This window comes from Acinetobacter sp. 129952 (assembly GCF_056642055.1).
Genome location: NZ_JBWVSU010000006.1, coordinates 101,722 through 120,835 on the forward strand (window position 1 = coordinate 101,722; position 19,114 = coordinate 120,835).

Annotated in this window: 23 protein-coding genes; 22 read left to right on the forward strand and 1 reads right to left on the reverse strand. The window is 43.1% G+C overall.

Annotated elements, in window-relative coordinates; translation table 11 throughout:
• Positions 1–4: 4 nt before the first annotated feature.
• The 7 genes from AC1IR0_RS08530 (at position 5) to AC1IR0_RS08560 (ending at position 3,440) form a co-directional block, all read left to right on the forward strand.
• The gene (locus tag AC1IR0_RS08530) at positions 5–364 is read left to right on the forward strand and encodes a hypothetical protein (protein ID WP_479741286.1); all 360 of its coding nucleotides are present in this window, start codon (positions 5–7) and stop codon (positions 362–364) included.
• 7 nt (positions 365–371) lie between these two features.
• Positions 372–812, forward strand: coding sequence for a gp436 family protein (locus AC1IR0_RS08535; RefSeq protein WP_479741287.1), 441 nt, complete (start codon positions 372–374; stop codon positions 810–812).
• Between the two features lie 7 nt (positions 813–819).
• The gene (locus AC1IR0_RS08540) at positions 820–1,317 is read left to right on the forward strand and encodes a phage virion morphogenesis protein (protein WP_479741288.1); all 498 of its coding nucleotides are present in this window, start codon (positions 820–822) and stop codon (positions 1,315–1,317) included.
• Complete coding sequence (locus tag AC1IR0_RS08545; RefSeq protein WP_180075143.1) at positions 1,292–1,714, forward strand: phage tail terminator protein; 423 nt, start codon at positions 1,292–1,294, stop codon at positions 1,712–1,714. Before AC1IR0_RS08540 ends, AC1IR0_RS08545 begins: the two co-directional genes overlap by 26 nt.
• 9 nt (positions 1,715–1,723) lie before the next feature.
• Positions 1,724–1,894: a hypothetical protein gene (locus AC1IR0_RS08550; RefSeq protein WP_253099134.1), complete on the forward strand. Its 171-nt coding sequence runs from the start codon at positions 1,724–1,726 to the stop codon at positions 1,892–1,894.
• Positions 1,894–2,637 carry a phage tail tube protein gene (locus AC1IR0_RS08555; RefSeq protein WP_479741289.1) on the forward strand — a complete coding sequence of 248 codons (744 nt, stop codon included), beginning with the start codon at positions 1,894–1,896 and terminating at the stop codon, positions 2,635–2,637. The genes AC1IR0_RS08550 and AC1IR0_RS08555 overlap by 1 nt, the downstream gene beginning before the upstream one ends.
• Positions 2,638–3,101: 464 nt before the next feature.
• Positions 3,102–3,440: a hypothetical protein gene (locus AC1IR0_RS08560; RefSeq protein WP_312586534.1), complete on the forward strand. Its 339-nt coding sequence runs from the start codon at positions 3,102–3,104 to the stop codon at positions 3,438–3,440.
• A 30-nt stretch (positions 3,441–3,470) separates the two neighbouring features.
• On the opposite strand, the gene AC1IR0_RS08565 is transcribed toward AC1IR0_RS08560, so the two are convergent.
• Entirely contained in the window at positions 3,471–3,641 is a 171-nt protein-coding gene (locus AC1IR0_RS08565) for a hypothetical protein (RefSeq protein ID WP_005262212.1), read from the reverse strand.
• A gap of 501 nt (positions 3,642–4,142) precedes the next feature.
• Between AC1IR0_RS08565 and AC1IR0_RS08570 the strand changes: the two genes are divergently transcribed.
• From AC1IR0_RS08570 to AC1IR0_RS08640, 15 genes are all read left to right on the forward strand, one after another.
• The gene (locus tag AC1IR0_RS08570) at positions 4,143–4,703 is read left to right on the forward strand and encodes a hypothetical protein (protein ID WP_479741290.1); all 561 of its coding nucleotides are present in this window, start codon (positions 4,143–4,145) and stop codon (positions 4,701–4,703) included.
• Positions 4,704–4,761: 58 nt separating this feature from the next.
• On the forward strand, positions 4,762–5,223 hold the full coding sequence (locus AC1IR0_RS08575) for a PH domain-containing protein (protein ID WP_479741291.1): 462 nt from the start codon (positions 4,762–4,764) through the stop codon (positions 5,221–5,223).
• A gap of 88 nt (positions 5,224–5,311) precedes the next feature.
• Positions 5,312–9,070, forward strand: a complete 3,759-nt coding sequence (locus AC1IR0_RS08580) for a tape measure protein (RefSeq protein WP_479741292.1) — start codon at positions 5,312–5,314, stop codon at positions 9,068–9,070.
• Positions 9,067–9,486, forward strand: coding sequence for a hypothetical protein (locus AC1IR0_RS08585; protein WP_479741293.1), 420 nt, complete (start codon positions 9,067–9,069; stop codon positions 9,484–9,486). Before AC1IR0_RS08580 ends, AC1IR0_RS08585 begins: the two co-directional genes overlap by 4 nt.
• The gene (locus AC1IR0_RS08590; RefSeq protein ID WP_479741294.1) at positions 9,476–11,437 is read left to right on the forward strand and encodes a hypothetical protein; all 1,962 of its coding nucleotides are present in this window, start codon (positions 9,476–9,478) and stop codon (positions 11,435–11,437) included. Before AC1IR0_RS08585 ends, AC1IR0_RS08590 begins: the two co-directional genes overlap by 11 nt.
• Positions 11,438–11,446: 9 nt before the next feature.
• Positions 11,447–13,063 carry a hypothetical protein gene (locus AC1IR0_RS08595; RefSeq protein WP_479741295.1) on the forward strand — a complete coding sequence of 539 codons (1,617 nt, stop codon included), beginning with the start codon at positions 11,447–11,449 and terminating at the stop codon, positions 13,061–13,063.
• A 53-nt stretch (positions 13,064–13,116) separates the two neighbouring features.
• Entirely contained in the window at positions 13,117–14,319 is a 1,203-nt protein-coding gene (locus AC1IR0_RS08600; protein ID WP_479741296.1) for a hypothetical protein, read from the forward strand.
• Positions 14,312–14,662, forward strand: coding sequence for a hypothetical protein (locus tag AC1IR0_RS08605; protein WP_064095936.1), 351 nt, complete (start codon positions 14,312–14,314; stop codon positions 14,660–14,662). Before AC1IR0_RS08600 ends, AC1IR0_RS08605 begins: the two co-directional genes overlap by 8 nt.
• Entirely contained in the window at positions 14,659–15,045 is a 387-nt protein-coding gene (locus AC1IR0_RS08610; protein ID WP_479741297.1) for a hypothetical protein, read from the forward strand. The genes AC1IR0_RS08605 and AC1IR0_RS08610 overlap by 4 nt, the downstream gene beginning before the upstream one ends.
• 18 nt (positions 15,046–15,063) lie before the next feature.
• Positions 15,064–17,163, forward strand: a complete 2,100-nt coding sequence (locus AC1IR0_RS08615) for a hypothetical protein (RefSeq protein WP_479741298.1) — start codon at positions 15,064–15,066, stop codon at positions 17,161–17,163.
• Positions 17,144–17,377 carry a hypothetical protein gene (locus AC1IR0_RS08620; RefSeq protein ID WP_004893916.1) on the forward strand — a complete coding sequence of 78 codons (234 nt, stop codon included), beginning with the start codon at positions 17,144–17,146 and terminating at the stop codon, positions 17,375–17,377. Before AC1IR0_RS08615 ends, AC1IR0_RS08620 begins: the two co-directional genes overlap by 20 nt.
• 80 nt (positions 17,378–17,457) lie before the next feature.
• On the forward strand, positions 17,458–17,784 hold the full coding sequence (locus AC1IR0_RS08625; protein ID WP_479741299.1) for a hypothetical protein: 327 nt from the start codon (positions 17,458–17,460) through the stop codon (positions 17,782–17,784).
• A complete protein-coding gene (locus AC1IR0_RS08630; protein WP_441368262.1) occupies positions 17,765–18,061 on the forward strand; it encodes a hypothetical protein in 297 nt (98 codons plus the stop codon). Before AC1IR0_RS08625 ends, AC1IR0_RS08630 begins: the two co-directional genes overlap by 20 nt.
• Positions 18,058–18,633, forward strand: a complete 576-nt coding sequence (locus AC1IR0_RS08635; protein WP_004646472.1) for a lysozyme — start codon at positions 18,058–18,060, stop codon at positions 18,631–18,633. The genes AC1IR0_RS08630 and AC1IR0_RS08635 overlap by 4 nt, the downstream gene beginning before the upstream one ends.
• Entirely contained in the window at positions 18,630–19,004 is a 375-nt protein-coding gene (locus tag AC1IR0_RS08640) for a hypothetical protein (RefSeq protein ID WP_253099158.1), read from the forward strand. Before AC1IR0_RS08635 ends, AC1IR0_RS08640 begins: the two co-directional genes overlap by 4 nt.
• The last annotated feature ends 110 nt before the right edge of the window (positions 19,005–19,114 follow it).

A 19,114-nucleotide genomic window follows, 5' to 3' on the forward strand; every position in this document is an offset into this window, starting at 1 on the left:
TCAAATGCCAAAGTACATTGCAAAACAATCGATCGGACACTTCCGTCCAGGTCAGGAAATAGAGGGGCTTGAAGCTAAACAACTTCAGGCCCTTTTAGCATCTGGGGCTATTGAAGAATATCAAGAGCTTGTAGAACCTAAGGCAGACAATACCGCTGTTCGCCTGACTGAGCTTGAAAAGGCTAATGCTGAGCTGACTGCAGCAAATGCAACCTTAACCGAAGCCAGTCAGACGGCGGCAGCAGACAAGGCGCAAGTTGATCAAGAAGTTGCTGATCTGAAGGCTAAAGTGGCTGAGCTTGAAAAGGCTAAACCAGCTGCTAAACCTAAAGCAGACTCTAAAGCGACTGACGAAACCAAGTAGGTGATCTATGTATGCGACTGAATCAGATTTGGTCGCACGATTTGGTGATGAGATTGAGGGTCTGAAAACGATGCTTCCTTCTCAGTCCTCAGTAACTGATGCAATCCAGGATGCAACAGAGGAAATTAACGGTCACATCGGTGGTCGTTATCCTTTGCCATTGCCTAATGTGCCCAGCAACTTAAAGCGTATGGCGTGTGATATCGCACGTTATCGTCTTTACTTTCAGCAACCCACCGAAGAGGTGCGTCAACGTTATGAGGATGCGATTGCATTCTTAAAACGTGTGGCTGACAACAAAGCACATCTGCAGATTCAGTTACCGGAAACAAGCCAGATCGTGGATGACCAACCTAAGGGGCGACCCTCGACAGCACCGGTCGGTACTTCATATACCGGTGGCGTATTTGGGGATTCTATCCTGGATCAAATGCCCAGCATGAAGTGAGGTGCTTATGGCTTTTGCAATAACCATTCAGGCAGATAGTTCACCGATTGAAGCGGTGCTTAATCAATTAGGTAACTTTGATTCTTTAAAGAACCAGTTGTTTGATGAGATTGGTGCTGGGCTTGTGAATAGTGTTCAGCATCGGTTTTTAACCGGTACTGGTGTGGATGGTAACCCGTGGAAGATTTCATGGAGAGCCAAGCTGCAAGGTGGCGAGACGCTACGTGATACTGGCCGCCTAATGAACTCCTACACACACAATGTACTTTCAAGTGGTGTGGAGGTGGGTACAGATGTTGCGTACGCACCACATCTGCATTACGGCGCAACAATCCTACCCAAGAATGGCCAATACATTACTTTTGCAGTGGGTGGTCAATATCGGAAAGTAAAGCAGTCAGTTTTACCACCACGGACCCAGCTCGGTCTTGATGCTGAAGATGAGGTTATGGTTTTGGATATTGTTGGGAGTTTTATCGATGAGCACCTTCTTCGCGGTACGTGATGAGATTGCAGAAAAGCTGAAAGAAATTCCAGAATTTCTAAAGATCTATACGCCGTTGAATTCAGTCAGCGTAACAGAGATGTCGCAAGTCACGCCGTCGGCACATGTCAATTTTGTCCGCATAGACAAGAAAGCCAGTGCAGGTCGTGGAAGTATTAACCAGATCGGTCAGCAATGGGCGGTCACGGTGGCATGTCGTAATGCTCAGTCTCAAATGACTGATGGTCGGGCGGTAAGTGATGAAGCTGGTCTTTTAACTGAAAAAGTTATTCAACTTCTGTCAGGCTGGCAGCCTCAAGCATCACGCACGACACTGGATTTCATATCGGTTCGGGATGGTTATAGTCCGGGCTTTGCATACATCACGATTATTTTTGAATCACAAAAATTCATTTAGGAGCCAGTCATGGCAAAACAATATAAGGCATTACAGCCTGTCGGTCGCTTTAAAAAAGGTGATGTAGTCGGCGGACTGGACGATGCTCAAATTAAAAAATTAGTGGCAGATGGTGTGATTCAGGAAGTGCCTGAAGCTAAAGCTGCTCCAGCCAAGAAAACCACAGGGGATGAAAAATAATGGTTAAATCAGATTTAATCTCGCTTCAAGGTGAGCTTCATTTGGCGAAGATGGTTAATAGTGTGCCATCTGCCTTATTGCCCGTTGGTAATACACCGGAATTACAGATTGCAATCTCTAGTGAATCCACGGATCACTATGAAAGTAAAACCGGCCTCCGTGCTAAGGATGCGATACTACGCAAACAAACTGCAGTGGCTATCTCTGGTACGCTTGAAGAAGTAACAAAGCAAAACTTAGCAATGGTCCTAAGTGGCAAATCAATCGAAATCCCTGAAACTCAGCTGACTGATATTACTCTGGGTGCTGTAGAAGCTGGCGCCATGATTGATTTAGGTCACCGCAATTTAAGTGAAGTGGATTTTAAAGACAGCTCGGATGTTGCCATTACTTCAGATAAATATGTACTGGATGCAGTTTACGGCACAGTCATTTTTAATGAAGCTATTGTTGGTTCAGTTAAGTTTTCTGCCAAAGCCGGTGCTAAGACACGTACTACAATTGCAACTAACCTAGGTAATGAATATCGCTTGCTGTTTAAAGGCATTGATACTGTTACAGGCGATAAGGTGATCTTAACTTTATGGCGCGTCGAATTTTCGCCAGATACCGAGTTTGATCTAATTCATGAGGACTTCGGATCTTATTCAATTGAAGGTGAAGCACTGGCAGATATCTCTAAAGCTAATGATGAAGAGCTAAGTGTATTTGGTCATATTGAGCGTTTTAGCGTAGCTGCATAAACCCATAAACCATACAGGCACAAAGAACTCCACGGCGCTATGCGTCTTTTTTTGTGCCTGCCTTATAGTAATAAGTCTTAAAACATTTAAGATGAAACTTAATAAATAGTAAAAAATAAAGATTATGTAATCTTTTGTTATTCTAATTTTCATCTGATGGGGATATAAAAGATATTCAGTTCATGTTAAGAATAAAACTGCTATGACTAAAATAGAAATATTTGTCTCCATCCTAGCCGTAATAATTATTTCTACTTTTATTTATCTTGTATGTCAGTAAGTTAGTAAGCTAAGAACCGCCTTTGGGGCGGTTTTTTGATAAGTGGAAGTTTCACCTGGCTATATAGGGTCAATTTTAAAAAGACTTAAAATAGTAAAACATAACTTTACAAATCCACTCTCCCGAGGCTTTAAATAAGATTGAAAATTAATGTAAAGTGTCGCCCTTAATACATGGGGATATTATGAAAAATTTAAGCTTATTCTTTTTTATTGTGATTTTAGCTGGGTGTGGACACAAGGAATCTAGTGGTCAGCATCTTGATTTAGAAACAAGCAAAAAGGAACAGCTTGAATTTGCAAAAGAAGCTACAAAAGAATTCATTCCCAATCCTGATTCAGCTAAGTTCCGCAATCAAATAGGAGAGTGTGGAGAGGTAAGCTATAAAGAAGCAGACGGTAAAGATATTGGTTTTCAACGTTTCATTGTGCTTCAGAAAAATATAGTGCTTGTAGAAAATCAGACGGATCAAAAGCAATTTGAGTTGTCATGGAAGAATGCTTGTACGCCAAGCTGGAAGTAATTAAAAAGCCCTTTAATTAAGGGCTTTCTTTTATTCACCAGATGATTCAGATTTTTGATCTTTTTCATTTCCATACTCTAAAGCAACCTGTTGCGCTTCAGCTGCAGCAGTGGCTTCTATTGGAATCGAGTCAGCTGCGATAGCAACGGTACCGGTAAATCCCATTAAAGCTAAGATTAGAATTTTCGAATACTTTTTCATTTGAATTTCCTCTACGTTTCTAAGACTTAATTTCAGTGTAGAGGGCGAATTTAGCCCTGCCTGTATCAGCTATGTCGGGAAATGTAAGATACTCAAGACTAGAGTTATGACAATCAAGGTTTACGTAAGAATGCTTTTCGGATGAAACTTTTTGTTGAGTTGCTTAACGAAATGTTTGAATGCTTCAGTAGGTAGCTACACTCTAAAGAGCTTTCTTTAACTTCTAAACCTTTGTAACATCCAATAATTTTATTGTAATATTTATGTTATTAATTGTTTGCTTTGCTTATCATATGAATGATGAAAAGTGGAGCGCTGAAGATGCTAACAAAAACAGAAATCGTTGTTGTCATACTAATAGTACTAGCCTTAATTCTCATCGTTTATGAGATGGGGCAAGGTGGTAATTGGTCTTTATAGAATTCAGCCTTTATGAACGTTAAAAGAAAAGCACCTCCGGGTGCTTTTTTTAATGCCTGACATTTATCTCGAGATTCCATCATGAATGATTTTTTCCTAGCAACAAATCGCAGTATCAAAGTTAATGACATCGAAGTGCGCCAGATCCAGATGAAAGACTTTGACACCTGGGCAATGCATGCCGAACCGTTAAAAAACTTCATAAAAGACCAAAATCATTCAGATGAGATTTTGACAAGGCTATTTAAAGCTCATGGGGTACAGGTCATTTCGACCATGGCATGCGTCACTGATCTGGATAATGAATCACTAGTGGAACTTGCTGCTGATGAGCAGGGGTTTAAAGAGCTGCTTAAGGCAGTGCTTCTGATCAACCAGGCTTACTTCAAATACGAAAAGCCAAAACGCGGCATCAAAAAGAAAGATGACTCCACTTGGTTTGATTCATTCCAGTTTTTGGTGTCTATGGGCCATCAGCATAGTGAAATTATGGAAATGACATACGGCGCATTCCAGGGCTACGTTAAGGCTGCAAACAAGCTGTATAAACAGGGAATCTTTAATAACGCCGTAGCTGGACGTGTGGCACAATCTGATAAGAAAGGTTTTGAGTCATTTAAGAAAGAAATGGTTTCTGATTGATAAAGAAATAAGCAAACAGTAGTATGTCCATATTAAATCAATACTTATAAGGGGTCATATGGGAAGTTATATTGAAGAGAACTTGGCTAGAGATGAGAAAATCATTATCAAAGCACAAGTGACATGGTTATCTCAATTCTGGTATTTGTTGTTCGGGGGGCTATTTATTTTATCTGCGCTGGGATCAAAGAGCGGAGTTTCTTTGTTTATCGGACTGATTTTAATTGGGATAGCTGCTATACATGTTTTAACAACAGAGCTAGCTCTAACAAATAGACGTATCATTGCTAAGTCTGGATTAATTCGAAGAAATACGATTGAGTTAAAAGTAAATCGTGTCGAAAGTCTGGGTGTAGATCAAGGCATTTTGGGGCGAATTTTAAATTTTGGATCAATTGTAGTAAAGGGAGTTGGTGGATCACATGCACCTATTCCTTATATCTCTAGACCAATGGAATTTAGACAACAAGTAAATAACTTCCTTGATGAATTGGACGATGCAGATAAAAAAGCATCCTAAATCATAAGAGCATCACCGTAATTTTTAATAGCTAAAACCAAGCCCTGCTTTTGCAGGGTTTTTTATTGCCTAAAATTCAGAGGTCAGCATGTCTGGTAAAAATTTAACATTCAAATTAGTCATGGATGCCGATACCAAGGGCTATATTGGCAATATCAGGCAGTCTGAAGATGTGACAAAGTCAGTATTTAATACGATCAAGCAAGAGTCTGATCGATTAAAACAAGCAACCACCGATGCCTCAAAGGAAATGGGTAATATCATCCCCAAAGGCACCAGTGAGTTGGCAGACAAACTTACCCAGTCCTTAAATGCTGCTACAGGCATCATTAAAAATGCTGGTGACAATGCAAAATCCACGGCAGGAAACTTTACGGATTTTGGCAATAGAACCGAAAAAGCTTTAGGCCAACTTAAAGGGGATTTAGCTCAAGCCAAGCAAAATCTTGAAGCATTTTCAAAAACTAAAGCTTCACCTGCTGATATTGAAAAGGCGCAGGTTCAAGTTGATCAGCTAGAAAAAGAAGTTCAGCAAGCAGATCAGGCTTTTAGTGGATTTCAAGCAGAAATAGGCAAAGCCAATACAAGCTTAAAAAATACTGATAGTGCAGCACAAACAGCTCAAAAAGGGCTTAATGGTGCAAAATTCGCTGTAACAGCACTTGTTGGTGCAATGGGGGGTATTGGTATTGGCTTGGGCCTTCGTGAATTAGCAGAGGCCGCGGATTCCTATACCAACCTTTCAGCCCGAATCAACATTGCAACCAGTGATGGTGGTAATTTTCAGCAAGCCATGGCTGGGGTGCACCAAGTTGCGCTGATGACCAACTCAAGTCTTGACGCTACTGCAGGCCTATTTACGAAAGTGAATGATACCGGTAAGCAGATGGGGATGACCCAGCAACAAAGTCTTGATCTGGTCAAAACGATTAATATGGCTATTCAGACTGGCGGTGGATCAGCAGCTGCAGCTGATGCAGCAATAACCCAGTTCACGCAAGCATTACAATCGGGCGTACTTCGTGGTGATGAGTTTAACTCCATCATGGAACAGGCCCCGGGCATTTCAAAAGCTTTGGCTCAGTCACTTGGTGTAACTACCAGTGAGCTGCGTAAGATGGCAGAGAATGGCGAACTGTCAGCCGAGAAAGTTATTAAGGCTCTACAAAGCCAATCAGCCGCAATTGAAGCCGATTATGCCAAGTTCCCGACTACTATTGGCAACGCTTTACAGCGTATCGCTACACAATGGCAGATCCTGATTGGCACTATGGACCAAGCAAACGGCGCATCTACAACGGTAGCACAATGGCTGGTAACTCTGGCTGACAATATGGATGTAGTGGAGACCATACTCGAAGATATTGGTGAAGGCTTTATCTGGGTAGGGGATCAGCTTAAAAAAATCGATCCATCCACAATTGAGGCACTTAAAGAGGCATTAAGCACCACCTACGAGACTATTCAGTCCATGGCTGGTTCTTTAGGCAATGGAATTGGAATCGCCGTAGACCAGCTTGATACGTTGCTTGGAGCAATATTTAATTTTGAAAGCGGCATAGATACAGCAACAGATAAGACTAATGGCTTCACCAAAGCCTTGCAGGCTCTCAATGTAGTATTTGGATTCATTGGTGATGGTTTTGAAGCAATTAGTATAGTTGCCAACCTGCTTGCTGGCGTGTTTTATGATGTTGGTGCTGCATGGATAGGGTTTAAAGCCAATTTCAAATGGGGCGATGCCAAGGATCAGGCTATTGCAGATATGGATGCAATGGCCAAGAAAGCACAGGATTATTATGACCGTGCAACTGCTGGTGCAATGGGCTTTAAATCTGCAGGTATTGCTGCTATTGAAGACATTGGAAAGACCCAAGATCAGAAAAACCAAGAATCCCTGCAGAGCAACAATGCCACCTTTTCAGAACTAGTAAAGCAGAATCAAGAATTTACCCAAAAATCCAAAGATTTGGCTGGCGAACGTGCTGCTATCGATGCGCAGTTAAATCAGGCTCGTAAGGATGGCAACCACTCGACCATTGATGCAATCATTCAAAAATCTAATGAACTGGAGGGCCGCGAAAAGGAGCATGCAGCCAATAAAGCCGCATTAGATAAGGATATGCTGGCTTCTGCTCAGGATTATGCCGAGGCCGCTATCAAAGCCAATGGCGGTGTCATGGACGGCGTGATGCAGGCCGATCTATTAACCAAAGGCTATATCGTCACCATCGATGAGGCTGGAAAGGTTAGTGTTCAGGCAAGTCAAAGTGCAGAGCAGGCTGCCGAAAGTGCCGCTAAAAAGGAAGAAGCTCTCAAGCTGGCCAAGGAGAATGTTAAGAAAGCCGATGAGGAATATCTGGCTTATCAGAAACAGGCAGCAGCTGAACGTGCGCTTCTAGAACAACAGATTGAGCAAGCCAAGAAGACTGGCGATCTAAATGCTTTAGCCTCGGCCCAAGCCTCAATTAACGCCATTAATACCAAAGAAGCAGAGCTGGCCAATAATCGTAATTTACGGATAGCTGAACTCGATAAAGCTAATACCGGATCTGGTCAAGTGGCTGAGACGGCTTATTCAAGAGCATCTGCAGCTGCCAAGATCTTTGGCGTAGATCTGGATGTATCCCTGAATAAAGTATCCAAGTCATTCAATAGCTCTGGGAATGACTTGAATGATCTAAAGACCAGATTAGAGGAGGCCGGCATTACAGGTAAACAGGCCGGTGATGTGACTTATCAAGCTTGGCTTAAATGGCTGGAAACAGCCAAAAGCCAAGCTGAAATTGATATGGCCAAAGTCAAGCTTCAGAAATTTGGTGATCAAGGAAAGGTTTCAACAAGTCAGGTAGAGCAAGGTCTTATTGCTATCAAGATGCAGGCTCAAAAACTGCCTGATGATATCGATCCGGTCACAGAGGCCTTCAAGCGTCTGGGGATTGAGACGAAAGCAAATCTAAAGCTGGCTGCTCAGCAAGCCTTAATGGATTACATCACGATTCGTGATAGCGGCAAGGCAACTGCTGAAGGTGTTCAAAAGGCCTATGAGAAAGCTGCTCAGTCAGCAGCTGCATCCGGTGATGCTGGTGTCATTGCTGCAACCAATGCTGCAAATGCTGGCCGTAATCTTGAGATTCAAATTGATGACACCGGTATTGCTGCCGTTAAATCCATGGATGAATGGGAGAAGGCTAATCATCGGGTCAGAGACTCTGCACATAGAATCGGTGATGGATACCGTCATGCAGGTCAGATCGCACGGGAAGAAGCTAAATCTTCTACCGAAGCCTGGGCTGATGCAGTCAATAAAGCTAAAGGTGATTTCAATAAGGAGATGAAGCGACAGGGCGATGCATTAAGCAAGGGTATTTATGGCTATAACTCCTACACCAGAGATGAAGTGCTTTCCGAGCTGAAAAGTAAGGGATATAGCGATAAAGATGCCAAAAAACTGGCTGGTAATATCTGGTCACAAGCCATGGAAGCGGATCGTGATGCCAAGGCTCAAGGACTGGGTAAAGATGGTAATCCAGCCATGAAAGCATTGATTAATGCTGAATTTGATCGGGCAGCAGCGAATGGTCTGACCACTCAGCACGGAACTAACAAGATTAATGAATTGCTTCGTTCTATCAATGTCGCTTCAGCAGGTTCCAGTAACTTGAATGACTACGCGCCGTCGATCCCGTCTGCACCATCAACTAAAGATTATGGTAAGGGTGGTGATAGTGTGAATTACAACATTCAATTTGGAGGTCAAACCCTATCCCTTACAGGCGATGCAAGCCAAAAGGATGTGATGACCAGTCTGGTAAATCAATTAAAAGGTATAGCGAAATCAACATGAAACTAATTCGCTTAGCAACATCCGAAACCGTCCCATTAGAGGACGGTTTTTTATGGCCTGATGAATTCTCATGGAAGGCCATTGAGCAGAATCAGGCCTATGCCATGGATGGAACTTTGCATATTCAGGAGGGCAAAAAGAAGTCGGGCCGACCAATTACCTTACAACCGGCAGATCCACAAATGGGCTGGGTCAAGCTACGAGAACTGCGGACTGTTTTGGAGTGGTCAAAACTGCAAGATGAAAATTTCAGACTGCAGTTTGAGCAACCACATGATAGCCGGCAATTCACCGTCAAATTTAACCACCAGGATGGGGCTTTAGAGGCCGCACCGGTAAAAGGAATTCCAGCGGTATCACTGGATGATTATTTTAATGTGACCTTGCGCTTTACGGAGTTGAACGATGGCGATTGAAACCAAGGATTTAGTGATCTACAAGTCTGAACGCTTGACGGACAACACGGATGGCGGCGGTAAATATTCTGGTGTAGTGGTTCAGGATGGGATTAGCAACAACCTGTTCAATGATGTGTCCGAGATGGATCGAACCATGGGTGATGTATCAAAGCGCAAGGTCTTTCCAGCGGTTACGACTGAAGACACTGATCTATTGATGGGGGCAACGGTCTTTATATCTGAGCTGCCAAAGGATCCAAACGTATCAGCATTATTGTTCAGCACCAAAAACTGGACGGATGAACGTCAGTCTGCTCAAAACCGGGTAGAAAACTATCTAGCCAAAGGCGGGCAGATTGCTGGCACACCACTCGATACTCATTGGCAGGGGATGTCATCTCTACAAGTGGCTATGTTTCCGCAAGAAACTGAGTCGTCAGTAGGTGACACGATTGTCCTAATCAGTGATGAGGGTAAGGCCTTAGAGCGTGAGCAGTATGTGCGTATTACCAAGGTTGAAACCCGTACTGCAATCATGGTCATCGATGGTAAAAATGTTGAATACAAGGTTGCTACGTATTCCTTGAATGATGCTCTTGAGGTTGACTTTGTGGGTCTTTCAGCGCGTCAGTGGTACAACGGTGAAAAATCCAAAACTATCATCCGTGATACCATTGTTGCTGATACCGGCCTGTACTATTCATCTACTGCATTGGCTTCTGAAGCCAATGTGGGTGAATTTACAGTCAATGCCAAAAGTATCTTTGCTCAACTCATTCCATCAGCTCAGACTGAAACGCCAATTATTGATGTGAACGCGGCTGGTGAAAGTGTGGTACTGGTAGCGGGTAATGAAGACACTATTACAGTCAATTACCCGAATATGGTGATTGGTGTCAGCCAGAACCTTTACATTGGCTCTGCGGTAATTCCATCAAGTCTGTCTTTTAGCTTGCAAGGCCAGCAGATTAATGATCAGGGTGGCCTGCTTAAGAACACGCAAGGCACACAAGTTGGCACGATTGATTATCAACGTGGATTAATTCAGTGGACTGCAGCAGCACCAGCTGGAACCATGAGTCTGAATATTGCATTCAAGCCAGCAGCTGCACCGAATCAGTATTACCAGAGTCACGCCATTCCGGTGACTCAAAATAACCAAAGCACCAACTGGACCGGAGTTTTAATTCCAATTCCTGCACCTGGTGCACTTTCGATTTCATACATGTCGCAGGGCAAGTTCTATGAGCTTAAAGATGATGGTTCAGGCCAGTTAAAGGCTGCCAGTCCATCTTTTGGTTCAGGCATGATCAACTATGAAACTGGCTCATGGTTATTAACGACTGGTGCGCTACCAGATGTAGACACACCGATCCTGCTGAACTGGGGTACACCGATTGTCACCTTCGTACGATCAAATTTAAGTGTAGAAAAAGCTGCCTTTGATTTTGATTTAGGTCGGCCGGGTGTATTACCGGGCATCACCATTAACTGGATGCTTGAAGGTGAGGCCAAAACGGCAACATCCAATGCTCAGGGTAAGTTTACTGGTGATGCTACAGGTGAAATTAACTATGCAACCGGTACCGGCAAGATTATTCCAAACAAGCTGCCACAGAAAGGCACAATTTTTTCGGTGATCTACAACTATGGTCAATCACTTGAACAGACCAAAATGGATGTTACGCCTGCAAATCAAAAGCTGACCTTTACCATTGGTACCGGACCAGCAATTCAGCCAAATAGTGTTGAGTTAAAAATTCCACTTCAAAGCAGTGAGGGGATTGCAGGGTCTGTAACCCTGACAGATGTGCCGATGAATGCCACCACGGGGAATTTAGTGAATAGCCGTGGTCAAGTGCAAGGCACCATTATCTATGCCACTGGCGCAGTTGAAGTCACACCAAAGAGTACAGCAAGCAGATTTGTGCAAACCTTTACACCTATGGCTATCTATTCAGCTGCCTAGGGAGGAAATATGTCTTTTTATTCTCCACAAACATCAGACATTCAGGGTCAGCAGGTTGAATTAAAAGCCCTTAATACTATTGATGTTCAAGTGAAATACCGCGATACCTCAGGCTCAAACTCGGCAACCCACACAGTGACGGCCAACAAGTTAAAGCTGGATTTATCATCCGGTTTTGATGAGCAGATTCTGACAGGCTCAGCCCGATTTAAGGTGGGCGTTGATACCTTTCTGGATCGTACCGGCTTGCTGTATCGTAATGTGAATCCGGCCAATAACAGCGGGATTCAATCCGGCATAATCCAGTATGGTACAGGGATTGTTGAAATTGATTCATGGACTCCGAATGCAGATAACACGATTACTCTGGAATCCCTAACCACCACAACTGACTTATTGCCGGTCAACAAGATCAGCTTTAGAACACCAATCATGCCGATCCGGCCACAATCTTTAACTGTGGTGGTGGGTACACTTGAGTATGGCCAACTGACACTGACCGCTGATGAGAATGGGGCAATTGAGACCAGCCGGGCGCATGGTCAGGTGAATTGGGATAATGGTTTTGTCACCATTTACTTTTATACCAAAACCAAAATCACAGAAGCCAACCGGGCAGACATTGAAGCGAACGACTGGTATGACTCATTGCTTGAATATGATGATCTAGATGGTCGTTATATCAATATTCCAGTTTGGGTTGATGCTTCTTCAGTACGCTATAACGCAGTCGCTTATACCTATATTCCACTAGATTCTGAAATCCTTGGATTATCTGCTACACGTTTACCGATTGATGGTCGGGTGCCAATCTTCCGGGTCGGCGGTATTGGAATCATCAGTTCAAGCAAAGCGCAAGAGCTGCCAAGTGCGATTGCAGGTACCACATACGATCTGAATGATCAGCGCATTTCATGGGCGGAACTTGAAGATGCTAACGGAACGAAAGTCGCTTTTGATTTGTACACAGTTGATTATGATTATGGCCGCGTGACATTGGGTGGTGACTTTGTACTGGGTAATCTGGTTGCACCGCTTACAGTCAAATATCGCTATCAGGATATGGGTTTGATCCGTGATGTACAGATCAATGGTCAGCTGACTTTCACCAAGCCTTTAACCCATAACTATGATGCGGTGGATACCATTGTTGGATCAGCTCTGGTTATTGGAGATATGCAGGCAAGATATACACGCAAGTTTGTGCAAGGATCTTGGAGTAATGTATGGGCTGATGAGCCAATGGGTGCAGGGATTTTAGCAAATTACAATGATGCGTTATATCCAATTGCTGTGACGAACAAAGGTGCGATTCAGGAGCGATGGGCACTGATTTTCACGGATAACACCAATTTCCGCTGTGTTGGTGAATATTCAGGGCAGATCGGCACGGGGAGTGTGAATATTGATTTTTCACCGATTAACCCTGTGACTGGCTTGTCTTACTTCACGGTAAAAAAAGAAGGTTGGGGCGCAGGTTGGGCAAACAGTAACGTGCTGCGCTTTAATACTGTAGCTGCAAATTTCCCGGTCTGGGTGATCCGCACAGTAAAACAATCTGAGCCAACTGTTATGTCAGATCAATTCCAGATCATGCTGCGTGGTGACATTGACCGCGTGGTTTAAAAGTTAAATCAAATATGGCCGCTTGATGCGGTCTTTTTTATGAGTGAATAAAAATGGCAATGAAGCAGACACAAACTAAATTATTTGATTTTTCGGATGTAGGCTTGGATTTCAGTCCGGGATCAAAAAACCTATTCCCGGATCGTTTTAAGAAAATGTTAGCACTGGGCTATAACGAGCAGACTGTTTCAAGCGTGGCTGTAACAGGCAATCAGGTCACTTTCACTTATGGTGTTTCACACGGATATAAGTCTGACCGTGTTTTAAAGATTGATACAGGTCCTTTAGCATCAATAAATAGCGGTGAGTTCTGGATTGATTCTGTCACTACTAATACGGTCACGATGACGATTGATGGGGCGCCAACTTCAATTGCAGGTAATTTCGCAACTAAGGTTGCATCGCTTGGTTGGGAGCTTATGTATGAACAGGCAAACATTCATATTTATCAGTTTAAGCATATTGATAATACAGACATGTATGCGCGTTTATGCTTTCAAACAAATTTAACAGCTCGAAATGTAGTGAGTGTTTGTATTGGCAAGACATTTGATGTTGTAACTGGGTTTATAACTGATGAATTTTCACTAGCAGAAACAAGACAAATTGCAACTCCAACAACTGAAACCAAGTGGGAGTTTCAGCTCTATCCAGGTGACTCAGACAACAACTCAACATATAGTGTAGGTTACCCAGTATATGGCAAAGCTATGTGTGTTGGCAGTTTGTATCACATGGTTTTGATGACAAATCTTGACTCAGGACAAGGACGAGTTAATGCAATTTTCCCGCATAGTGGTGTTGATTACGTTTCTGTGGACTATCCCGTCTTATTAGCAGAAGACTCAGGCCCATCTTCATCAAACACATGGAATTTCAATCAAAATAATACTGGTCGAGTATTTGTTGGAAATATACGTTGTAGATTAGGTGTGTCTTCAAGCGGAAATTTTTCTGACTTGCTTTCAACAACAGAAGTCCCCGCAACCTCATTCTTATCAAGTTTAGTCCAGCCATTTAATATCACCACTGCAATACAATTACCTGTTTATGAATTTAGCTCATCTCAGAAAATTGGTTACGCTTATGGTGTGTATCGCTGTCTTTATGCAACATCAAATCGACCATCAACCGATAGAGCACAAAGCCCAGCAGTCCTAAATGGCGAAAATGCAGAGCTGATTCCGACTGGTAATTTTGGCAACGATCCGTATTTTTACATTTCTGCCCCACTGGAGGAGGTGATACTTGATTAAGTTGCATCGTGTTTTTTTTGGTGGATACCGTGCAGATGTAATCCGCTTAAAAGCAAAAGGATATACTATAACTCGATCAGTGCGGGTGCTTACAGCTACAAATATCAATCACGGTAGGGGGATGATTAAAGGCATAACCAAAAAAGTAGGTGCTAATTACTCACCAGTACCTGTTTGTGTATTTCGCCGCGACAACCGTCAATTGCTCTGGGAAATCAAATCTAAAGCTGATGGCTCTTATGCATTTAGAAACATTGCCGTAGGGCTTGAGTGCTTTGTAGTGGCTTTTGATCCAAGCAATCAATACAACGCAGTCATTCAGGATAAGGTAGTCGCAAAATGAGTAAAACATCAGTCAAAGCACGGCTTGCCATGATTCAAGCCTTCGCAAATTTTATGGATAGCGGTGGCCAAAGTGCTACCGTTATTTTTTATGAAGGTGTGCAGCCTCCCAGTCCTGCTATTGCAGCAGATTCAAACAATGCTCTGGTGACACTAGCTTTTCCTGAGCCATGCATCAAAGAAACCACTGCTATTTATGTAGAGTTTCATCCAACCGATACCGCAACCGTGATTAAGTCAGGCACTGCAACATGGGCACGTATTTATAACGGTGCAGGTGAAGTGGCTGCCGATCTAGTCGTAGGTGCTGATATTACTTTAGCCAATACCAATTTAGCTTTGGGTGGTACGCTGTCTGTTACCTCAATAAAACTCAGACCTTAATTTAAAAAGGGTGCTCATGTGGATTTTAAAAATAAGCTCGGCACCGTTGATGCTCACAACCTAAACTTAAACTTTAAGCCTGATAATACTGATAGCCATAACATCATTCTGAATTTTGAGCATCTGGCTGATAGCTCGACTAATCTTAATTTTGGTGATGATGTTACAGCTGTAATCGATACGGCACTTGATACTGAGTTTACATTTGAAATCACAGCATTCTATGCAGATAGTGGTGCAAATACTGCAGTCATAGATACAGTGCTCGACACTAAATTTAGCGTTGATGTAATTGCTGTATTTAGTGAAAATACTGATGTAATTGGCCAGATAGATACTGTTTTAGATACCAGTTTTAGCTTTGAAGTCGAAGCGGTATTTGTTGAAAACCTATGTATTATTGATGCGGTTTTAGACACTGAGTTTCAATTTGAAGTTAAAGCGCTATTCGATATTAATCACCTGGTCGGTGTGTCTTATGGCTTCGATATGCGCTACCAGAAAGCGATTGCAGCCTTAAGTACCACAGAAATACCATGGTCTAAGCCAATATTAAGAGTCTCGAATGAGGCTCTTTTTTATGATCAAGGCTTGGTAGTTTCGAATCAGGCAAATATTCAGTATGAGCAGGCAGGGTCATTAACCCGGGCGATTAGATCCTTGCATGAACAGGCAACCAGTTTAAGTTCGGATGCGTATGTCATCTGGGAGGAGGGTGATAAGCGCTTTATCCATCAGCGCTATCTGCATGAAGAAACGATCAGGCTGCGCCATAACCGTGAAACAGTCTGGCAGGAAATGATTCGCCGTCGCAAGACTTTTACTTATTCACATGAGGTGGCGCAAGTCTTTGAGCACCGCTTTTCATTTGAGTGGGATAAAAGCCTTGAGATTATCACCAAGTCGGATTTGCCTTGGGATCAGGCCAAAGCGATTCATTACCGCAAGCATCCGGTTCAACCTTGGCCAAAGCCTGAAATACCCAAATACGAAGGCACAGGTGATTTAAATTTTGTCTGCCTCTGTCATGACGTTGATTCACACAATGTTGTTTTAAATTTTGGTGCAGATGACTGTATTCCAGCACTGCCAAAAAGGAACTGGTGGTATATCATGAACACATTAACAGCCGAACGATTGGATACCGGCAAAAAGATTAAAGTCATGGATGGTACTTACAGTACTAGCCGGTCTCAATGGTGCTGGACTTACTCAATTACCGTGGCTCATACCGAAAAAGACAAGTTGCAACCCATCAATGGGCAGCCGGTCATTCTTAAAGTCATGATCAATGGTTTTGAGCATCATATTTTACTCGAGGACCCGGAGGAAACCCGACGTTTTGCCAGTGTTTTATACACCTATCCGGGTCGAAGTATCACTGCTTTGAACTCTGCCAAATATGGACCATTACGCTCATTCATCCAGGATAACGAACGAACCTCTGTGCAACTGGTTCAAGCGGAATTGGATCGAGCGAATAGCGGTACCAACCTGGACTGGAAGCTGATTGATGAACTGGGTTGGATTGTACCGATTGAAAGCCTGAGTTATGCGGAACTTGCACCCATTGATGCAATCAAACAGGTAGTGGATGCGGCAGGTGGTTTTATCTATAGCCAGAAAGCAGGTAATACACTGACTATTTTACCCCGGTACCAGAAAGGCTACTGGGACACGATGACGGTGAATGATTACGACATTCTGTTGCCTGAAAGCCTGGTGATGCAGCAAAACATCAAGCAGAACGATGAGTATATTGCTGACTACAATGCGATTACTGTAGTCAATAGTCGATCTGGTGAAAGCCTAAAAGTACAGCAGCGGGGTACTTCGGGTGATGTGTCTTTAGAAACAGTCACTGGTCCATTGTTTAATGTGGTATCGGGTGCCAGTTACGGCAAAAATGAGCTGGTCAAAGCTAATATTCAGGAGTTACATACCTTTGCTGATATCCCGGTAAGCCAAGAAATTGGCGAGATGCTACCAGGTAAGTCCATTGCCTTTAATGGTCAGTGGTGGGGTGTCATTGATGGGGTGAGTGGCAGTTTCTCGCATAACAAGGTTAATGAAACCATTACAGTGGAGCGTATCAGCCGTGACGAATCCTTTATTTGAACTGCGTAAGCTGCTTAATCCAACCCATGCTGAATACATCGGTACCATCACCTCGGTGAAGCATCCAGAGTATCGGGTGCAAATTGATGGTGGATCTGGTCCAGTCCTTTGCACTTCTGGCACAGCTTATAACTTGGGTGCCAGAGTATTCATTTCAAACCAGGTAATTTTAAGGCCGGCACCCACTGGCCAGCACTCAGAAATAGAAGTCTAAACTCAACCAAATAACAGCACCTTTATAGGTGCTTTTTTATTGCCAAAAAATAGGGGTATGTATGACTAAAGGGGATGTATATGGACTTTCTTAGTCAAGTATTGGAAAGCATAAAGAACCATTCACACATCCTTTTTACAGGTGTGCTGGGTGCAACTTTTGGCTTCCTATTAAGCAAGGAGCCAAGCCGGGATCGCTGGATAGGGTTCTTTGCAGGCTTCATTTTATGTGTGGTCTTTGCTGAGCCAGCAAGCTTATTTCTTGCAAATGGCAAGTACCCTGAGCTATTTGGTTTCGTCTTAGGTGCTGCTGGTAAAAGTACAGCTGAAGCATTGCTGAGTTTGGCTCGATCAAGAGTTCTTGGTTTAGTCAAAAAGGAGAATGAAGATGCTGCTAATCATAAGTAAGACGGCATTGGTATTGTTTCTGGTTTCGTTTGCAATCATGGTATTTCACCCAAAAATTAAACTTCCAAAGCACATCGATTTTCTTTTGATGCTGTCAATTATTTTTGGGGTGGCGCTCTTTGTAAAAGACGACTACTCACCAAGTCCGGCCGGAACCCTTTTTTACACTACAGTAAGTATTTTATTCGCACTATTTACCCGACAACTCTATATTTGGGGTAAGGGTGGTGCACGTCCTAAATTTTTTAATACGGATAAAGATGGTGACAACCCATGAAACATATTTTTGATTTCTTGCGAAAGATTAGCGGCGGCAAACTCACCCAGAAACAGGTTGATGCTGCTGACAAACTGATTGCAACTGCTTACGATGATGTCACCAGTATGCTGGGTATCGCTACGGATGAAATGAGCATCAGCCCAAGTGGTATTGATCTGATCCGTAATTTTGAAAGCCTACGGCTCAATGCCTACGATGATGGCGTGGGGGTATGGACCATTGGTTATGGCACCACAAAATACCTAAATGGTATTCGTGTCAAAAAAGGGGATACCTGCACACTGGAACAAGCCAAAAGCTACATGCAACATGACTTGAAAAAATTCGAGCAAACCGTCAATAGCGCAGTCAATGTTCCGATCAATCAGAATCAGTTTGATGCCTTGGTTTCATTGGCCTATAACATTGGACCTACCGCATTTGAAGAATCCACTTTGGTCAAAAGGCTGAATGAGAAAAATTATAAGGCGGCAGCTGATCAATTTGGCTTATGGGTAAATGCTCGTGGCAAACGCCTGCAAGGTCTGGTGAATCGCAGGAAAATTGAAATGGAGTTATTTTTAAAATGACTCTAAATCTATTATGGAAATACAAACACTGGATCGCAATTGCGGTCTTTTTCTTTTTATGGCTAGGGCAAGTTGCTTACACCAATCACTTAAGCGGAAAGCTGCGCAAGGCTGGTGAACAATGCACAGTAAAAATTCAAGAGATAGAACAAAAACATCTCAAGGCTCTGGCTGAAAAACAAAATCAAATTAACCAGATGAGTTCCGATTATGAAGCAACAAGATCAGAGCAACGTGTGCAGGTCGAAACGGTTACACGTGAAGTGCAAAAGATCATTGATCGTCCTGTGTATCTCAACCATTGCTTTGATGATGATGGCGTGTCAGCCATCAACTCACTTATCACCAGTGATACCAGCAAACCTCCTTGAGCCCTGTCCTGATTTGCAAAAGCTGGAATCAGGGCAGGGTAAGGTTGCTTTAGTCTGGTCTATTGATGTAGTGGCTAAATATAACGACTGCAAAGCGCGTCATGCTGCAA

What these genes read in the sequence shown, in the direction of transcription:
- AC1IR0_RS08530 (WP_479741286.1), top strand. Translation starts at nt 5, where the DNA reads ATGCCAAAGTACATTGCAAAACAATCGATCGGACACTTCCGTCCAGGT.
- AC1IR0_RS08535 (WP_479741287.1), top strand. Translation starts at nt 372, where the DNA reads ATGTATGCGACTGAATCAGATTTGGTCGCACGATTTGGTGATGAGATT.
- AC1IR0_RS08540 (WP_479741288.1), top strand. Translation starts at nt 820, where the DNA reads ATGGCTTTTGCAATAACCATTCAGGCAGATAGTTCACCGATTGAAGCG.
- AC1IR0_RS08545 (WP_180075143.1), top strand. Translation starts at nt 1,292, where the DNA reads ATGAGCACCTTCTTCGCGGTACGTGATGAGATTGCAGAAAAGCTGAAA.
- AC1IR0_RS08550 (WP_253099134.1), top strand. Translation starts at nt 1,724, where the DNA reads ATGGCAAAACAATATAAGGCATTACAGCCTGTCGGTCGCTTTAAAAAA.
- AC1IR0_RS08555 (WP_479741289.1), top strand. Translation starts at nt 1,894, where the DNA reads ATGGTTAAATCAGATTTAATCTCGCTTCAAGGTGAGCTTCATTTGGCG.
- AC1IR0_RS08560 (WP_312586534.1), top strand. Translation starts at nt 3,102, where the DNA reads ATGAAAAATTTAAGCTTATTCTTTTTTATTGTGATTTTAGCTGGGTGT.
- AC1IR0_RS08565 (WP_005262212.1), bottom strand. Translation starts at nt 3,641, where the DNA reads ATGAAAAAGTATTCGAAAATTCTAATCTTAGCTTTAATGGGATTTACC.
- AC1IR0_RS08570 (WP_479741290.1), top strand. Translation starts at nt 4,143, where the DNA reads ATGAATGATTTTTTCCTAGCAACAAATCGCAGTATCAAAGTTAATGAC.
- AC1IR0_RS08575 (WP_479741291.1), top strand. Translation starts at nt 4,762, where the DNA reads ATGGGAAGTTATATTGAAGAGAACTTGGCTAGAGATGAGAAAATCATT.
- AC1IR0_RS08580 (WP_479741292.1), top strand. Translation starts at nt 5,312, where the DNA reads ATGTCTGGTAAAAATTTAACATTCAAATTAGTCATGGATGCCGATACC.
- AC1IR0_RS08585 (WP_479741293.1), top strand. Translation starts at nt 9,067, where the DNA reads ATGAAACTAATTCGCTTAGCAACATCCGAAACCGTCCCATTAGAGGAC.
- AC1IR0_RS08590 (WP_479741294.1), top strand. Translation starts at nt 9,476, where the DNA reads ATGGCGATTGAAACCAAGGATTTAGTGATCTACAAGTCTGAACGCTTG.
- AC1IR0_RS08595 (WP_479741295.1), top strand. Translation starts at nt 11,447, where the DNA reads ATGTCTTTTTATTCTCCACAAACATCAGACATTCAGGGTCAGCAGGTT.
- AC1IR0_RS08600 (WP_479741296.1), top strand. Translation starts at nt 13,117, where the DNA reads ATGGCAATGAAGCAGACACAAACTAAATTATTTGATTTTTCGGATGTA.
- AC1IR0_RS08610 (WP_479741297.1), top strand. Translation starts at nt 14,659, where the DNA reads ATGAGTAAAACATCAGTCAAAGCACGGCTTGCCATGATTCAAGCCTTC.
- AC1IR0_RS08625 (WP_479741299.1), top strand. Translation starts at nt 17,458, where the DNA reads ATGGACTTTCTTAGTCAAGTATTGGAAAGCATAAAGAACCATTCACAC.
- AC1IR0_RS08630 (WP_441368262.1), top strand. Translation starts at nt 17,765, where the DNA reads ATGCTGCTAATCATAAGTAAGACGGCATTGGTATTGTTTCTGGTTTCG.
- AC1IR0_RS08635 (WP_004646472.1), top strand. Translation starts at nt 18,058, where the DNA reads ATGAAACATATTTTTGATTTCTTGCGAAAGATTAGCGGCGGCAAACTC.
- AC1IR0_RS08640 (WP_253099158.1), top strand. Translation starts at nt 18,630, where the DNA reads ATGACTCTAAATCTATTATGGAAATACAAACACTGGATCGCAATTGCG.